The 16,438-nt window shown below is 63.8% G+C and carries 16 protein-coding genes; 7 read left to right on the top strand and 9 right to left on the bottom strand.

Translation table 11 applies throughout. The features are described 5' to 3' along the window. Window positions 1-117 precede the first annotated feature (117 nt). The 5 genes from nhaC to ACODNH_RS14850 all read right to left on the bottom strand — a co-directional run bounded on the left by nhaC (window position 118) and on the right by ACODNH_RS14850 (window position 6,396). The gene (nhaC, locus tag ACODNH_RS14830; protein WP_306705450.1) at window positions 118-1,593 is read right to left on the bottom strand and encodes a Na+/H+ antiporter NhaC; all 1,476 of its coding nucleotides are present in this window, start codon (window positions 1,591-1,593) and stop codon (window positions 118-120) included. 202 nt (window positions 1,594-1,795) lie between these two features. Further along, window positions 1,796-2,920 (bottom strand): ABC transporter ATP-binding protein, encoded by a 1,125-nt coding sequence (locus ACODNH_RS14835; RefSeq protein ID WP_434530500.1) that lies wholly within the window; start codon window positions 2,918-2,920, stop codon window positions 1,796-1,798. Between the two features lie 25 nt (window positions 2,921-2,945). Then, a complete protein-coding gene (locus tag ACODNH_RS14840) occupies window positions 2,946-4,802 on the bottom strand; it encodes an ABC transporter permease (RefSeq protein ID WP_434530501.1) in 1,857 nt (618 codons plus the stop codon). Between the two features lie 12 nt (window positions 4,803-4,814). Next, complete coding sequence (locus tag ACODNH_RS14845) at window positions 4,815-5,939, bottom strand: thiamine ABC transporter substrate-binding protein (RefSeq protein ID WP_306705456.1); 1,125 nt, start codon at window positions 5,937-5,939, stop codon at window positions 4,815-4,817. Window positions 5,940-6,003: 64 nt separating this feature from the next. After that, entirely contained in the window at window positions 6,004-6,396 is a 393-nt protein-coding gene (locus tag ACODNH_RS14850) for a DUF5658 family protein (protein ID WP_306707461.1), read from the bottom strand. A gap of 91 nt (window positions 6,397-6,487) precedes the next feature. On the opposite strand from ACODNH_RS14850, the gene ACODNH_RS14855 reads away from it, so the two are divergent. The 5 genes from ACODNH_RS14855 (at window position 6,488) to ACODNH_RS14875 (ending at window position 11,126) form a co-directional block, all read left to right on the top strand. Further along, window positions 6,488-7,144 carry a sugar phosphate isomerase/epimerase family protein gene (locus ACODNH_RS14855; protein WP_306705458.1) on the top strand — a complete coding sequence of 219 codons (657 nt, stop codon included), beginning with the start codon at window positions 6,488-6,490 and terminating at the stop codon, window positions 7,142-7,144. A 51-nt stretch (window positions 7,145-7,195) separates the two neighbouring features. Beyond that, entirely contained in the window at window positions 7,196-8,308 is a 1,113-nt protein-coding gene (gene pdhA / locus ACODNH_RS14860; protein ID WP_434530502.1) for a pyruvate dehydrogenase (acetyl-transferring) E1 component subunit alpha, read from the top strand. Window positions 8,309-8,368: 60 nt separating this feature from the next. Continuing rightward, window positions 8,369-9,073, top strand: a complete 705-nt coding sequence (locus ACODNH_RS14865) for a hypothetical protein (protein ID WP_306707463.1) — start codon at window positions 8,369-8,371, stop codon at window positions 9,071-9,073. Between the two features lie 173 nt (window positions 9,074-9,246). Then, window positions 9,247-10,572, top strand: coding sequence for a divalent metal cation transporter (locus ACODNH_RS14870; RefSeq protein WP_306705461.1), 1,326 nt, complete (start codon window positions 9,247-9,249; stop codon window positions 10,570-10,572). Further along, window positions 10,569-11,126, top strand: a complete 558-nt coding sequence (locus ACODNH_RS14875; protein ID WP_434530503.1) for a hypothetical protein — start codon at window positions 10,569-10,571, stop codon at window positions 11,124-11,126. The genes ACODNH_RS14870 and ACODNH_RS14875 overlap by 4 nt, the downstream gene beginning before the upstream one ends. A gap of 34 nt (window positions 11,127-11,160) precedes the next feature. Here ACODNH_RS14875 and ACODNH_RS14880 read toward each other — a convergent pair whose 3' ends face one another. From ACODNH_RS14880 to ACODNH_RS14890, 3 genes are all read right to left on the bottom strand, one after another. Next, window positions 11,161-11,409, bottom strand: coding sequence for a hypothetical protein (locus tag ACODNH_RS14880; protein WP_434530504.1), 249 nt, complete (start codon window positions 11,407-11,409; stop codon window positions 11,161-11,163). A 20-nt stretch (window positions 11,410-11,429) separates the two neighbouring features. Next, entirely contained in the window at window positions 11,430-11,585 is a 156-nt protein-coding gene (locus tag ACODNH_RS14885; RefSeq protein WP_306705467.1) for a hypothetical protein, read from the bottom strand. A 72-nt stretch (window positions 11,586-11,657) separates the two neighbouring features. Further along, on the bottom strand, window positions 11,658-13,574 hold the full coding sequence (locus tag ACODNH_RS14890) for a beta-CASP ribonuclease aCPSF1 (protein WP_434530505.1): 1,917 nt from the start codon (window positions 13,572-13,574) through the stop codon (window positions 11,658-11,660). A 265-nt stretch (window positions 13,575-13,839) separates the two neighbouring features. On the opposite strand from ACODNH_RS14890, the gene ACODNH_RS14895 reads away from it, so the two are divergent. Continuing rightward, window positions 13,840-14,322 (top strand): hypothetical protein, encoded by a 483-nt coding sequence (locus tag ACODNH_RS14895; RefSeq protein WP_306705471.1) that lies wholly within the window; start codon window positions 13,840-13,842, stop codon window positions 14,320-14,322. 458 nt (window positions 14,323-14,780) lie between these two features. Here the strand turns inward: ACODNH_RS14895 and ACODNH_RS14900 are convergent, their stop codons facing one another. Then, window positions 14,781-15,839 (bottom strand): DUF7350 domain-containing protein, encoded by a 1,059-nt coding sequence (locus ACODNH_RS14900; protein ID WP_306705473.1) that lies wholly within the window; start codon window positions 15,837-15,839, stop codon window positions 14,781-14,783. Window positions 15,840-15,949: 110 nt separating this feature from the next. On the opposite strand from ACODNH_RS14900, the gene ACODNH_RS14905 reads away from it, so the two are divergent. After that, window positions 15,950-16,432: a hypothetical protein gene (locus ACODNH_RS14905; RefSeq protein ID WP_306705475.1), complete on the top strand. Its 483-nt coding sequence runs from the start codon at window positions 15,950-15,952 to the stop codon at window positions 16,430-16,432. The last annotated feature ends 6 nt before the right edge of the window (window positions 16,433-16,438 follow it).

Below are 16,438 nucleotides of genomic sequence, written 5' to 3' on the forward strand. Positions count from 1 at the left end.
TTATCAGGGCTTCGCGCGCACACGCGCACGCGGACCCCGAAACGGTTTTCAGACATCGTCAGAAGATGACTTCCAGATGTCGTCACGTATCCGCTACTGCGGGCGGTTCGGGGCCGATTAGTCCTCGCCCGCTGCCACCGATCCGGCACCACCGGGCCCCGTGGCCGGCTCTTCGCTGTCGGTTCGGTCCGCATAGACGATCTGCCAGCCGGTCACCCCGATGAACAGGAGCACGAGCGGCGAGAGGAAGCCGAAGAAGTAGTACGGCGCGTACTCCAGTGTTGGAACGCCGAGCGTTCCGGCCATGAACAGTCCGCCGCTGCTCCACGGGATAAGGGCACTCGTCGTCGTTCCCGACGCTTCGATGGCCCGGGAGAGGTTCTGACTCTTGAGCCCCTGTTCGTTGTACAGATTCCCGAGTGTCATCCCCGGCACCACGATACTCACGTACTGTTCCGCCGCAAGAATGTTCATCGAGATGGCGGACACAGCGGTCACGCCCGTGAGACTCGCGACGCTGTGGCAGAGTCGCCCGAGATGGTGGGAGAGCACCGCGAGCACGCCGGCCCGTTCGAGCAGGCCGCCCAGTGCGAGCGCGGCAATCGCGATCGTCACAATCCACGCGCCGCCGGTCAGCCCACCGCTCTCTAGGAGCCCGTTGACGAGTTCCATCCCAGTTTCCGGGGCTGTTCCGGACTGTGCCGCCGACCAGGCAGCGCCAAATCCGGTTCCCTGCACGAACATCGCGGTCCCAACGCCCGCGAAGACGCCCGTCCCGAGCGTCGGCAGTGCGGGGATGCCACGCAGCGCAAGCCCAAAGGTCACGACGATTGGCAGAAACACGAGCGGCGAGACGACGTATGTACTCTCGATCGCCGCTTGGATGGACGCAACGCGGTCAGCGGGAATGGCCCCAGCGGCCCGCAGTCCGAGGCCAGCGTACAGGACGATGGCGATCGTGAACGCGACGAGCGTCCCGGCCCGCATCGCGTTGATGTGCTCGTACAGGTCTGTGTCCGTCACTGCGGCGGCCAGATTCGTCGTATCCGAGAGCGGGGACTGCTTATCTCCCGTGTAGGCCCCGCTGAGAATCGCGCCGGCAGTCATCGGCTCTGAAATACCCAGTCCCGACCCGATCCCGATGAGCGCGACCCCGAGCGTCCCGGCCGTCGTCCACGAGGAGCCGACGGCGAAAGAGATTATCGCCGAGAGAATAGCCGCTACTGGGAGAAACACCGTGGGCGTGAACAGCTCCAGCCCGAAGTACATGAGGCTGGGAATCGTGCCCGCCTGAATCCACGACGCGATGAGCGCATAGACGGTGAACATGATGAGAATTACCCGCATGCCCATGAGCAGGCTACTGGCAATGCCGTCATACAGTTCCGTCCACGACAGCCCGAGATGGTACCGTGCGAACAGGCCGGTGAAGGCAATCCCCCAGAAAAGCGGGAACTGTGGGTCCAGATCGAAGGCGACGAGGCCCACGCTGAGGAACACGATCATTCCCGCGATTGGCACGAGTGCGGCACCCAACGAGGGCCGTTCAGACGGATCGATCTCGTCGAACAGCCGAGGTTCGAACTCGACCATCACTGCACCCCGTCGCGCCTATCTGACCGGACTCCGGCAGGATTCCGGTCTGGGGATGGAGATTCCCGCCAGCCCTGTCGACACGCACCGATACGCCTCTTCTGACCACTTGCGACGGCACCGCGTGTCATAGTTATATCGGCGATAACCACAGGCGGGTTAAAACAGACTTCATTCCAGTGTCGGCGTGGGGAATGGTAGCTTACGACTGCTTATCGACAATGTGTGCGTCCGCCGGGTCAAAGCCGACTGTCACGGTCCCGGTTGGCGGGTCTTCGGCTCGCAACAGGAGTTCGCGTCCCTCCCAGTCGAGATGAACGCGCGTGGTCTCTCCGAGGAACTCCGCGCTCGTGACCGTCGCCGTCACCGCGTTTCGGTCAGCGTCGACAGCAAGCCGTTCCGGGCGCACACAGAATGTGAGCCGGTCTCCGGACGAAACAGCCGGGGTCGGGTCGCTGTCACCGTTCAGGGCCACTGAGAGCGTGGTGTCGTCGACCGTCACGTCTGCGATGGAGTGACCACTATCACCGCCAGAGTTGTCGGCATCCTCGGCACTGACGGTTGACCGTACCGCTGTCACCTCGCCGCTGAGAACATTGTTGTCGCCGACGAAGGTGGCGACAAACTCCGTCGCCGGCTCGCGGTAGATAGTCCGCGGCGGCGCGACTTGCTCTGGCGTCCCGTCGCGCATGACCGCCACGCGGTCAGATACGGCCAGGGCCTCTTCCTGGTCGTGGGTGACGTAAATCGTCGTAATTCCCAGTTCCTGCTGAATCTCGCGGACCTGCACGCGGAGGCGCTCCCGGAGTTTCGCGTCAAGGGCGCTCATCGGCTCGTCGAGCAAGAGCACGTCGGGGCCGGGGGCCAGTGCGCGGGCCATCGCCACTCGCTGTTGCTGGCCGCCGGAAAGCGTGTCCGGGTCCCGGTCCACCATGCCGCCGAGGTCAACCAGTTCAAGCAGTTCACGCACCCGTGCCTCGGCGCTGCCGCCGCCCGGCGGGTCGGCGAATCGGAGTCCGTAGGCGACGTTCTCCCCGACGGTCATGTGGGGGAACAGCGCGTAGTTCTGGAAGACGACGCCCACGTCGCGGTCCTCCGGTGGGACGCCAGTGATGGACGTGCCGCCGAATCGGACTTCGCCTTGCGTCGGGTCCTCGAAGCCGGCGATGAGACGGAGCGTCGTCGTCTTCCCACAGCCGGAGGGCCCGACCAGCGTGAAGAACTCGCCGTCCCGAACCGACAGCGAAAGGTCATCGACGGCGGTCGTCTCGCCGTAGCGTCTGGTGACACCGTCGAGTTCAACAGCCGGCAGGGCGGTCCGGTTCACGGCAGCCCTGTCTGCTGGGGGCTCCTTAGAACCCAACCTCGTCACCCCCGAGCCGGTCGATGAGCAGGAAGCTCGCGCTGGTGACCACGAGCAGGACGACCCCCATTGCCGTCGCGGGACCGAGTCGCCGGCCGATGAACCGCTCGATGGCGATGGGCATCGTGAACTGGTTCGTCCCGGAGGCAAGGACAATCGTCGCTGAGAACTCCCCGATAGAGATAGCGAACGCGAAGGCCGATCCAGCGATGACGGCTGGCCACACGAGCGGCAGTTCGATGTCGAGGAGCACTCGAGCACGCGGTGCGCCGAGTGCGCGGGCGGATTCGACCAGCGTGTGGTCGACCCCCTCCAGTCCGGGCGCGACCGTCCGAACGACGAACGGGTAACCGGCGACAGCGTGGGCGGCGATGATAGCGAGACCGCCACCGACGGCGAAGCGGGACCCGCCGACTTCGACGCCGAAGACGAGGCCACGAAGCAGGCCGAGGCCGACGACGATGCCCGACACGGCGAGCGGAGCCATTGCGACGGCGTCAACGAGCTTCCGACCGCGGTAGTCCCGAGTCGTGAGGACGGCCACGACGACACCCATCGGCAGGGCAACGGCGAGCGAGGCGACCCCGAACAGGAGTGAGTTCCTGACCGCATCCCACGGCTGGACCTGGAACGACGCGCCGGTCGTCTGGCGGTCGATGAGGAACTGATAGTTCGCCAGCGTCAAACCCTCCGGCCCGCTGAAGCTAGCCAGAATCATGCTCGCTATCGGCGCGACAAACACCGCCAGCGCGACGATGGCGTAGACGGCGATCCCCATCCGTGGAAGCAGTTCCCGAACCGAGAGCGACGGCGGCGTCAGCGGCCGCCGCGGGAGCGGCCGAATCCCTCGTGACTGGACAGTATGTTTGACCTCGTACCGGAGATACGCGTACAGCAGCCCCAGCGAGATGCCGAGTTCAATCAGCGCGAGGGCGGCCGCCTCGGCGTATTCCAAGTCGCGGATGAGCCGATAGACGAACACCTCGACGGTGGCCAGCTGGAACCCACCCAGCGCGAGGACGATGGGGAACGTACTGAAGGTGAACACGAAGGTAAGCGCCGCACCCATCAGCACCGACGGATACAGTTGCGGGGCGACCACGTCGCGGAACGCTCGGAAGGGGCTCGCGCCGAGGCTCCGGGCCGTCTCGACCGCGCTGGCGTCGACGGACTCCCAGGCGGCGGTGGTCACCCGCGCCACGAGGGGGGCGTTGTAGAACGCGTGAGCGATGACGACAGCCTCCAGCGTGAACAAGAGATCCACCTGTCCTATCCCGATCGCACCGAGAACGGCGTTGAGCGTTCCGTTTTGGCCGAATGTTGCGACGAAGCCCACTCCGACCATTATCGATGGGAGGACGAACGGAAGAATCGTCAGCGACCGGAACGTTCGCCGACCGGGGAACTCGTAGCGCGCCAGCAGATACGCCGCCGGCAGGCCGAGTGCGACGCTGGCAACGGTTGAGAGGGCCGCCTGATAGGCCGTGAAGCCGATGACGCCAAGCCGCCGGTCCGGCGACAGAACACTCTCGATGACGGCACCTACTGGCTCGCCTGCGAGGAATCGCGCGGGCTCCCCGAAATAGAACGGGTCCTGCAGTATCGAGACAAACACCCGGCCAGTCCAGCGGCTGTCGACGAGAACGCTGTCGATAAAGACTGTCGCCACCGGGTAGTAGAAAATGCCGAGCAACAGCGCGATAGTGACGACTGCAAGTCCGACGATTGCCCGGCGTTCGATAGTATTTCGGACGGTCCGGCCTCGCTCGCGGGACGGACTGCTCGCTGTCCCTGTCGCTGTTTCGCTGTCGGAATCATCTACGCCGCCGTCGAAATCTCGGGCCACAGTCCGTCGTCGTTAGTTCGAGGCGAACTGCCGTTCCCAGTCAGAAATCCAGCCCGAGACGGAGCCCTTGAGTTCGTCGTAGCCGAACGTGACCGGCTCAGGTGGCTCTTGGGCCAGTTCGGCGTAGTCCTCGGGGAGGTCGGCTGACTCAGTCGCCGGGAACTGGACGTTCCGGACGGCGATTTCGCCCTGGATTTCCGGGCGCAGCAGGAAGCCCATGAACTCCCGGGCGAGGTCGGGCGTGTCCGCCCCGTCGAAGATCGCCATCCCTTCCGGGTTGGCGTAGCCCTGGTCGTTCAGGAAGCGGATCTGGTGTTTCTCCATGTTCGCGTCGTTCTGGTCGGCAAACACCTGGTCAGTGGAGTAGGAGACGACCATCGGCGCTTCGCCGCCCGACCAGGCGCTGTAGGCGTCGCTCCAGGAGCCAAGCACCCGAACGTCGTTGTCCTGCAGGTCGCTCCAGTAGTCCAGATAGCCGTCCGGGCCGAACTGCTTGACCGTGTGCAGCAGGAACGCCCGCCCGGTCGCTGAACTGGCAGGGTTCTGTGTGATGAGGTCGCCAGCGTGTTCCTCGGCAAGGAGGCCGTCGAACGTCTCCGGCGCCGTAGTCGCTGTCCCGTCGAACACCAGGCTGATGTAGCCGGTGTCGTAGGGGATCGCCCGGCCGTCGGGATCGAACTGCAGGCCAGATTTGATGTCGTTCTGCCCCGCCACGTCGCCGACATCGGCGAACAGGCTGTCGTCGAGGTTCTCGTCGACTCGGACGAGGTGGTCCGTGTTCAGTCCGAGGTACATATCGGCCTCGATGTCGACGCCAGCGTTCCGGCGCTCGATGTAGTGGTTGACCTCATTGCTTGGTGTCTGCCAGATCAGGCGAGCGTCGAACTCCTCTTCGAAGCGCTGTTTCACCCATGCGCCCGGGCTCGTCGACGGCGAGTCGACGAACGCGCTGTAGGTCCCAACGACCAGCGTCTCGTCGGCACTGCCGGCGTCGCCGGTACTTGTCCCGGTGGCGGTTGATTCGTCCGTGCTCGACGCCTCAGTGCTCGCTTCGTCGCTGCCACCCAGTCCGGCACAGCCGGCAAACGAGACGGACACCGTCGCGCCGGCCGCTGTCAGGAAAGAACGTCTATCCATTACACCGTGGTCACACCCAGTGGTACTTAATCCCGCTGTTCCTGAATTCTAAGGCTTCAGCGCTTCAGATGCCCGCAAAAGCCGTTATTACCCCGCGGTACTGCAGGATGGTGACTGAGTTGTAGGCGACGACCATGAGTGTCACCACGGCAAACAGGGCAAGAAAGATCGTCGCGTTGCGCTCGGAGAGCAGTCGCCACCCGGCGACCAGCCACAGCATCGCCCCGAACTTCACCAGCCAGAGGCCAGCCAGCCCGAACTCCGCAAGCATCGTGCTGACGACGGCGTTCCCCTCCTGTAGGCCGACCGTGAGCCCAGTCATTGTCAGGAGGATATCTCCGACTGTTGCGACGAGGATGACGGTCCAGAGCACCGCATGAGTGTGCGATAGGTGGTGATCCGGCCAGAGCGTCACCCGCTCACTGTCTGCCGCTGGCCCCTCTTTGCCGAGCATCATGAATACGTTGGGCGGACACGCCATGAATTATACGGCTCAGTTATGCTAATGAAGGGACTGTTTTATTTTCGCCGTCGTGAAAATCACGATAATGAATCTTGTCGGCAAGTGCCCGCCGACCCCGGCCAAGCTAGACGCCGCGGCCGATCGGGGCTTTGATAGCGTAGAACTTCACTTGCGGCCGTCAGACCTCGATGACGTACCGGCTACAGCGGCAACGGTCGAAGAGTCACCCGTCTCCGCGACGTCGGTCCACACGCTTCATGCCCGCCCGGATGACCCGGACCCGTTCCGCCAGAGCGATGCATTGGCCCAGCGACTCGACGCCTATCTCGTGGTCCACAGCCAGTACGCACAGCACACGCATACTACCCAACTGGACAGCTACGACTTCACCGCTCCCTGCGGCTACGAGAACAATCCCGGCGCGAGTCAGTTCTCGCTGGCAAACCTCCTGCTCGACCGTGGCCACGACCTGGTGCTCGATACAGCGCACCTGTTCATGTCCGAGCCAGCCTATCTGGAGTCGCTGACAACCCTCCTGAGAGACTACGGCGACCAGATTCAAGTCGTTCACTTCACCGACAGCACAGTACTGACGGACGGGCTGGCATTCGGCGATGGTGACATTCCGCTCGAACCAACTGCCGGTGTTCTCAATACCCACTTCGACGGCGCCGTCGTCCTCGAAGTGATGCCCGACGATCAGGCTGACGCCCGTCGGCGCGTGTTGGAGTGGCTTGGCTGACCGGAGCCGAACACAGCTTTTTGACGGTCCTCTCCGAGTGTAGGGTACGAAATGACACAGGACGTTCTCAATCGGGCGCCCGACGACCGGGTACAGGCGCTCGATTCAGACGGTGAGATCGTCGAACCAGACCTCATTCCGGACCTGTCCGATGAGTCACTGGTGTCGATGTACCGCGATATGCGCTTTGCCCGCCGGTTTGACGAGCGGATGATAAGCCTCCAGCGGCAGGGCCGGCTCGGGACCTACTCATCGCTGGCGGGCCAGGAGGGGTCACAGATCGGGTCGACGTACGCGCTGGCCGACGAGGACACTATCTTCTATCAGTACCGGGAACACGGCGCGCTCGTCGCCCGCGGGCTCCCCTGGGAGTACGTCCTCTACTGGATGGGCCACGAAGCGGGTAACGCCGCTCTCGGCGACGTGAACGTGTTCCCGCTGAACATCTCCATCGGCGCACACCTGCCCCACGCCGTCGGCTGGTCGTGGGCGGCAAAGCGCAAGGGCGACGAGCGGGCAGGCGTCGTCCACTTCGGCGACGGGGCCACCAGCGAGGGGGATTTCCACGAGGCGATGAACTTTGCCGGCGTGTTCGAGACACCGACGGTGTTCTTCTGCAACAACAATCAGTGGGCCATCTCCGTCCCGCGGGAGCGCCAGACTGCCAGCCAGACGCTGGCGCAGAAAGCCGACGCGTACGGCTTCGACGGCGTGCAGGTCGACGGGATGGACCCGCTGGCGACCTACTCCGTCACCGAGGCCGCCAGAGAGCGGGCCGTAGGAGCAAACGGCGAAGATCAGGAGCCAATTTTCATCGAGGCCGTCCAGTACCGCTTTGGCGCGCACACGACCGCCGACGACCCGGACGTATACCGGGACGACGCAGAGGTCGAGGAGTGGCGCGAACGCGACCCGCTGGACCGCATGGAGGCATTCCTCAGAAACTGCAATCTGCTGGACGACGGGAAAATCGACGTGATGGACGACACCATCGACGAGCGCCTTGGCGAAATCATCGACAACGCTGAGGCCCACGCACCGGACCCGACGGACCTCTTTACCGACGTGTACGATGAATCGACATCGAACATCGACGAGCAGCGCGAGTACTTCGAGGGACTCCGCGAGCGCCACGGTGACGATGCGCTCCTAGAGTCCGAGTAGCCGACCGAGCCTGTTATTGCCGTCCCGTCGCTTCCGTCTACTGTGACAGAGTGGCCACCGGTGGACCCCGCCGACGCAACGGCCGTTGCACAGCAGCGTGACGAACTGGTCGCGGCGGTCCGGGACCACGCCGGACAGGTCGCCTACCAGCTCGCCCGACTGGAGGGCGGCGACTACGGACAGGCGGATATCGAGACCGACCGCGGCGAGTGGACGGTGAAGTACGAGGGTGGCGATCTGGAGTACCTCCGGTTCTCCCCCTCGCGCGGCTCCGATACCTACGTCATCTCGACCAAACAGCCACCAGAGCCGGAGCCGCTGGCGGCCGCGCTCGCCGACTACGATGCCTTCGTCGAGGGATTCAACAACTACGTCGCGTCGCTCGACGGTGTTCTCGACGACGTGTCGACGGAATTCCCGGAAATCGAGACGACCGACGGCGTTGTGGCCGAACGAGACCGTGTCCTCGGCCGTATCCGCGAGATATGCGACCAGATCGCGCGGGAACTCCAGCGCTACGAGGGCGGCGACTACGGCACCTTCACCGACCGAATCGGCGGCACGCGCTGGGAACTGAAGTGGGACACCGACGGGGCGTCGTACCTCCGGGTCGGCGGGAGCAACGGGCTCTATCTCCTCTCGCAGTACGAACCCCCTTCGGCAGCCGACATCCGTGAGTACGCCCCGCAGTTCGAGGATTTCGTCGACGCGTACAACGACCACGTCGACGAACTGGAATCGGACCTCGGGACCGTCGAACTCTGAGTCAGCGCAGTCTGGACTCCTTCTGGTAGCGTTCCGCCCGGTGAGCGCGTGATATACTAATTCCGCAGAGCTTCCATTTCCGCATAATCGCTGTACAGCAACCGAATTACCGTAGAATACCACCGAACAATATGTCGGCAGTGTTTTCAGGGGGCCTCACCCAAGCCGGAGGTATGAGTTCGACCGAAACCGTCGACAGTTCGGCTGTTAGCAGCGGGACAATCAGTGACTACGTCGAAGCGATGGGACCATCCTGGATCGCGGGCGCGATTGCTGCCGGCCCAGCGACGATAGCCAGCCTCGTTACCGCGGGCGGTGCCTTCGGCTACAGTCTCCTGTGGGTCGTCGTCCTCTCCGCAGGGGCGGGAGCGCTGGCGCAGTATCTCGCGATGCGGCTGGGACTGCTGACCGAGCGTGGCATCGTCGCCGTTGTCGAGGATCACCTCGGCGAAACGTGGGCGTGGTTGCTTGTCGGCGACGCGGTACTCGCTGCCGGCGTGGCACAGTTGGTCATCATGAAGACCGTCGCCACGGTTTCGGCGACGGTGACGGGTATCGACGCGCGTATCTGGGGCGTCGTCTGGGCGCTCATCCTCGCAGCGGGGCTGGCGGGCGGGGGCTACCGGTTCCTCGAACTGGCCGCGAAAGTGCTCGTCCTGCTGGTCGTCGTCGCGTTCGTCGCCAGTCTATTCGTCGTGCCCATCGACGCCGGTGCGGCGGTGACAGGACTGGTCCCGTCTGTCCCATCCGGAAGCGCACTGGTCGCGGCCGGCATCCTCGGTGGCGCGGTCCACATCACGCTCATTACGATGCACTCCTACACAATGCGGGCACGCGGCTGGACCCGCGAGGACTACGACCTCGCGACGGTCGACGTGGGGGCGTCGATGCTGGTGGCCTTCGGCATCTACAGCCTCGCCATCTTTCTGGTGACGGCGAGCGTGCTCACTTCGGGCGACCTTACCACGGTCGGCGCTGCTGAGGCCCTCGGTCCGCTGGTCGGCGACAGCGCCCGCTGGCTGTTCCTGCTCGGTCTGTGGGGCGCTGCTGTGTCGACGCTCGGAGGCAACACCATCGTCCCGCCGTTCCTGCTCGCGGACAAACTCGGCTGGGGCACTACTATCGAGGACAACCGCTACCGCGGCCTGCTCGTCGCTGTTGCGCTGCTGTCCGCGCCGGGCGCGTTCATCGGCGGGAACGTCCTCGGCCAACTCGTCCTCGTGCTCGCGCTCGGCACCGTCGGCACGCCGTTCGTCATCGCCCTCGTCCTCTATCTCCTGAATTCTGATGCGGTCCCGGAGTCCAACTCGCTGCTCGCCAACGTCGGCGGGCTGGCACTCATCGCTGTTTCGGGCGGGCTGGCCGCGAACTTCGTTGTCGAACAGATCGGCGGCGGTGTCGGCCCGCTTTCCGGGTTCGTGCTGGCGTTCGCTGTCGCGCTCGGCCTCGCCATGGCTGGCCTCGGCGGGAAATTCCTCCGGGAGGAACTCCTCGCGTGACCGGCCTCCAGTTCCCGCTCTCGGGGTCGACGCTGGTCACCGGTCCCTCGAACGCCGGCAAGACGCGGACGACTGCGACCGCCCTTGACGCTTGGCTCGACAGCGAGGGACCCGCGGGCGTCGTCGTCCTCGATTTCGCACCCGAACTCGAACGGGACGGGACCATTCTGGGCGGTCGCCTCGACCGATTCATCACTGTGCCGGAGGCGGTCTGGCTCGGCCGGGTTGACGCCAACGCGCCCCGTGCCGAGAGCGAGACAGGCGAGCAGGCAGTCGCGCTCGCCCGGGAAAACGCTCGCCGTGCCGAGCAACAACTGGACGCGCTCCCGGAGACTCCCCGGGCGGTGTTCGTCAACGACGCGACGATCCCATTCCAGCACGATTCCATTTCGGTCAGCCGGCTCACCGAATACTGTGAGAAAGCGGACGTAGCCGTCCTCAACGCTTTCGATAGCGACGAACTGGGCGTCGACGACCCGGTCTCCCGGGCCGAGCGGGATGCGCTCGATCGGCTTCGGCGCTGGGCCGACCGGACTGTCGACCTGTCGGAGTGACGGTCGACCACTGCCCGGACGCGTCAGCGACTGGCTACGACCCACCGCGTTTCCGGAACCAGACGCGCTCGCCGACCGGACTTTCGTTGTCGCCGATGTCCAGCCGACTGACGAACAGGTCCCGGATGGCCATCGTGACGACGAGTTCCGTCGGCTCGCCGGCCTCGTCTTCGACAGTGACGACACAGTGGCCGTCTTGCTCCGCTATCTCGGTGATTGTGCCGACCGTCCAGCGATCGCGGTGGTGTGACGGTTCCTGTGCGTGAATGCGGTCGTGATTCATGACGACTACCCCGAGTTATCTCAGCGGTTCCACTCGTAGAACCACCACGCGCCGCCGAGCACCATCAGGCCGATTCCGAGTGTCGATGTCGCAGGTTCCGGGATGATAAACAGCACGAGTCCAATGAGTACCATCCCGACCGGTTCGAGTTCGTCGAGATACTGGGTGATGTTCATACGTGTTGCTTCACCCGCCTGCAGTATAGAGGTTTGTCTGATTACTGATAGCGAATCGAGAACAGCGACCGGTCAGCGGAAGCGGAACGTTTCGAGGTTCTCCGGCGCGAAGGTCCGGATGTTCTGGTCGTGGTACAGCGACGAGGAGAGGTCCTGTGTCGCGGATTCATCGCCGTGCACGCAGAGGATTTTCTCGGGCCGGGGGTTCATCGTCTTCACGAAGTTCTCCAGCCCTTGCCGGTCGGCGTGCCCGGAGAAGCCGTCGACCGTTTCGACGGTCATCTCCAGCGGGACCTTCTCGCTGCGTCCCTTGCCGCCGACGGGCACCTCGTCGATGCCGCGCTGGATTCGCTTGCCGAGCGTTCCCTGTGCCTGATAGCCAACGAAGGTGAGCGTCGAATCCGGGTCGGGGCCGAGCTGTTCGAGCCAGGACATGGCTGGGCCACCGGTGAGCATCCCAGACGTGGAGAGGATGATAGAGGAATCACCGTCGGCAATTTCCTCTCGCTCCTCGTCACCGCCGTCGATAGGGTTGAACTGGTCGGCCAGGAACGGATTCTTGTCTTCGTCGAAGATGCGGTCCTGCAGACCGTCACGGAGATACTCGGGGTAGGTCGTATGGACGGCTGTCGCCTCCCAGATCATCCCGTCGAGGTGGACCGGCATCTCGGGGATATCACCGTTCCGCATCGCCTCTTCGAGGACGAGCATGAGTTCCTGGGCCCGTCCCACGGCGAAGGTCGGAATGAGGACCTTCCCGTCGCGGTCGTAGGCGTTCTGGATGATCTGTTTGAGCTTTCGCTCCGAGTCTTCCTGGTCGGTCTGGTAGTCGTTGCGGCCGCCGTAAGTCGACTCTAGCACGAGCGTCTCGACGCGCGGGAAGTCGTTGACCGCGCCGTCGAACAGGCGCGTGTCGTCGTAGTGGATGTCACCGGAGAAAGCGACGTTGTACAGGCCGTCACCGACGTGGAAGTGACACACCGACGAGCCCAGAATGTGGCCGGCGTTGTGCAGTGTCAGCTTGATATCGGGCGCGATATCGGTCACGTCGCCGTACTCCAGCGGGATGGTGTGTTTGATCGCCTCACGGACCATCTCGGAGTCGTACGGCGGGGTGCGGCCGTCGTCCGCGGCGGTATCGAGGTGATCGAGCGTCAGCAGTCCCATCAGGTCCCGCGTCGGCTCGGTACAGTAGATGGGGCCGTCGTAGCCGTACTCGAACAGCAGCGGGACCAGTGCTGAGTGGTCGAGATGCGCGTGGGTCAGAACGACAGCGTCGATACCATTGGTTCCAGCCCCGAACGCCTCCGGAATGTCCAGATACGGCTTCTCGCCGTTCGAGCCGGGCTTGTTGCCACAGTCGATGAGGATTCGCGTGTCCGGCGTCGAGAGGATGAACGCGGCGCGACCAACCTCCCGACAGCAGCCTAGCGTCGTAATACGGACGTACTCATCGTCCGACATCGGCTCGCGGTGGATCTGCCGACCCACGCGTTCGAGGACGTCGCGGCGGTCCTCGCGCTCCTGTTTGAGGAAGTTTCGGACATTCTCGACCGTTGAGGACTCGATGGGTGGCGTCCGAACGACTTCGGGCGTCCACCCGACCGCCTGCGTGATCTCACGCAGGGTCGAGCCGCGCCGGCCGATGACGACGCCGGGCTTCTGTGCCTGAACGACGACTTCGCCGGTGTCAGCGTGGAAATTCAGGTCCATGACGCCGGCTTCCTCGGGGATGAGGTCCCGGATTGCCTCTTCGGCCTCGGCTGGCGGGGCCAGTACGTCCGGGTCCGGGCGGACCGTGATACGCTTCCGGAGCTTCGATGCGAGCCGGCGAACGAGGTCGCTGTTCGCGGCAAACTCCTTCGGGTCCCGCGTGTATATGACGAGTTCCGGTCCCTCGTACGTGACATCCGAGACGGAGATACGGCGCGGGACTTCCTCGTCGATCGTTGCCTTCACGTCTTCGAGTTGCTTGTCTACAGTGCTCATAGCTCAAAACGGGTCATCCCGGTAGCGGGGCCGTCCACGGCTGGTGCGGGTCGACCTGGTGCCGCGGGATGTACGCTCTCTAATAAAGTCATCAGTTATCGGTGAGTTGCCTCCGGACGTGGAGAGATGTCCGGAAAACCGTCCTCTATTTCTCAGTATTCCCCTCGCGTTATAAAAGCCTTCGCAATACGGAGGTCGGAACTGTCCCGCAGTCGCCGCTGTGTGTGCCCACAAACGGTAAGCGGCCGCCACGTGAGACGCCGGCATGCGATTGACACCTGAAACCGTCCGTGAGGAGTACGACTGGGTCCAGAAACGGGGCGACGACGTTGTCCCGCTAATAAATGAAACGCGAGCCTTCCTCGGTTCCCAGTTTGCTGTCGACGTTGACACGCTCACAGACGACGCCTATACGGCTGCTATCGACGAGGTGTTCGCCGACGGCGACCGAGCGGTCAACGTCGCCGCGCTGGTTCGCTTGCTCCGAGGCCTGGACGTCACAGGCGATTACCCAGGCTTTGTCGTCGACGAACTCCTCGGCCGCGAGCTTGCGGCTATGATCGCCGGTGAGCAACCGCTCCGGCTGCTCGCGGAGGCGACCTTCCACGTTGCGGACGTACGAACCCACGGTGACGACACGGCCGCCGCGGGTGCCGACGACCTCGATGCCGCGCTTGCGGCGGGGGTCCAGACACGGGTCCCGGGCTGGCCGTGGCAACAGGCAGAGAGTCCGTTCGCTGTGGAGTGATTCGGCTATCGGATTCGACCCGACTCTGCCGTTCTATACGTGGTACTATCTCACAACATATTATTCTGGAAAACAAATATTAGTGTGCATGAAAATCTGGTAACTATACGGACTGTATTACTCATGTTCAGTGAGCAAGTCCCGGGCCAGTGTCCAGAATGTGGGTCGGTGAATGTCCAGATAAACAGGGTCGCACCGTCGTCACACGAGCGCGGAGATGACTGGAGCATCCGTGCCGAGTGCCGCGACTGTGACGAGTACACAGATTGGTTCGATTAGGTGCCAGACTGCAACGCTATTCGGATCGGTCGCGGAGGGTCATTCAGGTCGCCGAAGGCATCGCCTCGACAGATGTCTCATGCCGAGGCGTTACTCTCGGTGTCCCTCAGCGATCATCACCGACGGATTTCGACCGGTCGAACCCTATCGGGCGTCTGGTCTCAATCGAGCGGAAGCGGTCAGTTACCCGAAAACGAGAACGAGGGCGTCGTCAGGAACGCTGTCTCGTATCCCTCATGACGGGACACCTGTGGCGGGGCGACGACATCGATGCCGACCGATGGCTCTTGTACTGCCGTCCCGACGATTGCGCCGTAGTGATACCCGAGTTCGGGGTGGACTGCGGCGGTCAGCGCGTCTTCAAACACTGTCTCGCCGTCGGCATCCACGGTTCCGTCGAGAGACATCATCGGGAGGGGAACGCGGTTGTATGGCGTCCGAGCTGAGACGGCGAGATACGACTCACCGTCGGCGAGGAACGCGGCGTCCTGAAGCCACGTAACCGCGTAGACGCCGTCGTTTCCTTTGTCCGTCCCGAGGACCGTTCCGGGCAGCGCCGACACTTCGGGGACCTGCGAGGTCGGCACCATGTCCATGTTCATCAGGTCGATTGCTGCACGCTCGCCCTGTGAGTCCGGGAACTGCTCAAAGGAGAGCTGGTCGCGGGTGCTCTGTGCGAAATCGAATTCGACCGTCGCCTCGCCGGCCTCGTTGAACCGGCCTTCGAGGGCACCCAGTCGGCGTTCACCCATCCCGTTGACGCGGACCGAGAGCTGATAGACGCCGTCGCCGTCAAGCGCGTAGTTGTCGCCGTAGTGAAACCCCATGTTCTGGGAGATCATCGGCCACGGAGACTTGTCAGCGACCGTCTCCCCGTCGCGCTCAACGGTGATTGAGAGGCCGGCGGACACCGGGAGGACCATCTCGGTCTCGGGGTCCCAGACAGTCGCCATCAGGTGAACGCTGTCCTCACTCCGGATGTCGACCTTTTCGGCCGTCGTCCCAGTGACCGTCCAGAAGCGGTGGGGAAAGGAGTAGCTCAGTCCGACCATGTACTCGCCCGCCTGTGCAATCCCGGCCATTCCCATCCCCTCTGCGTGGGTGGGCCGGTACGTGGCGTCGGGGCGGTTCTCGACCAGCGGTGGAGCGCGTGTCGACTGGGAACTCAGCGAACCACACCCCGCTAGGACTGTCGTGCCGGCGAAACCGGCACTGGCGAGGAACTGTCGTCGATTCATGAACCGCCTTTGGGTCCTCGTCTGAAAGACCGTTCTGGTACGGCGGCCGAATATCGTGGCGGGAACTGGACGGCACAAGACACTTGTTATTGGTCAGCACATTCCGGGATATGCCCTCCCTAACGCTTCGAGTTGTAGTCCTCGGTTTCGTCGTCCTGACCGCAGGCTGTTTCGGTGCGCCGTCGCCGGAGTCACCGGCCCCGTCGGAAGCAGCGACGACCGCTCCGTCCCCAACAGGGACCGTCGAGTTTCGGGACGGTCCGAAGGAACGGCCGAACCGGCCCGCGACGCTGAACGAGTCCTCCGTCCGTGAGTTCGTGTCCGAGTACCAGTACCGGCACGTCTACAACGGTCTGTGGCAGGGTGAATACACCGAAATGAGCCTCGACTGCCGCGTTGATACTGTTACCGAGCGGTCGTGGGGGTACGATGTCGTCGTCACCTGTACGGGATCTTCGACGACTGACCCGCCGGCCGGATCAACGGCGACAGAAGGACCGATATCCGACTATTTCACCCAGTCGTACCGCTACAGCGTCAGCGCCGACGCCCTCACCCGTGAATCAGTCGAGAACCGCGACCCGGTATCCTGACGACGC

It is taken from the genome of Haloarcula sp. NS06, from assembly GCF_051122755.1.
Classification (GTDB): domain Archaea; phylum Halobacteriota; class Halobacteria; order Halobacteriales; family Haloarculaceae; genus Haloarcula.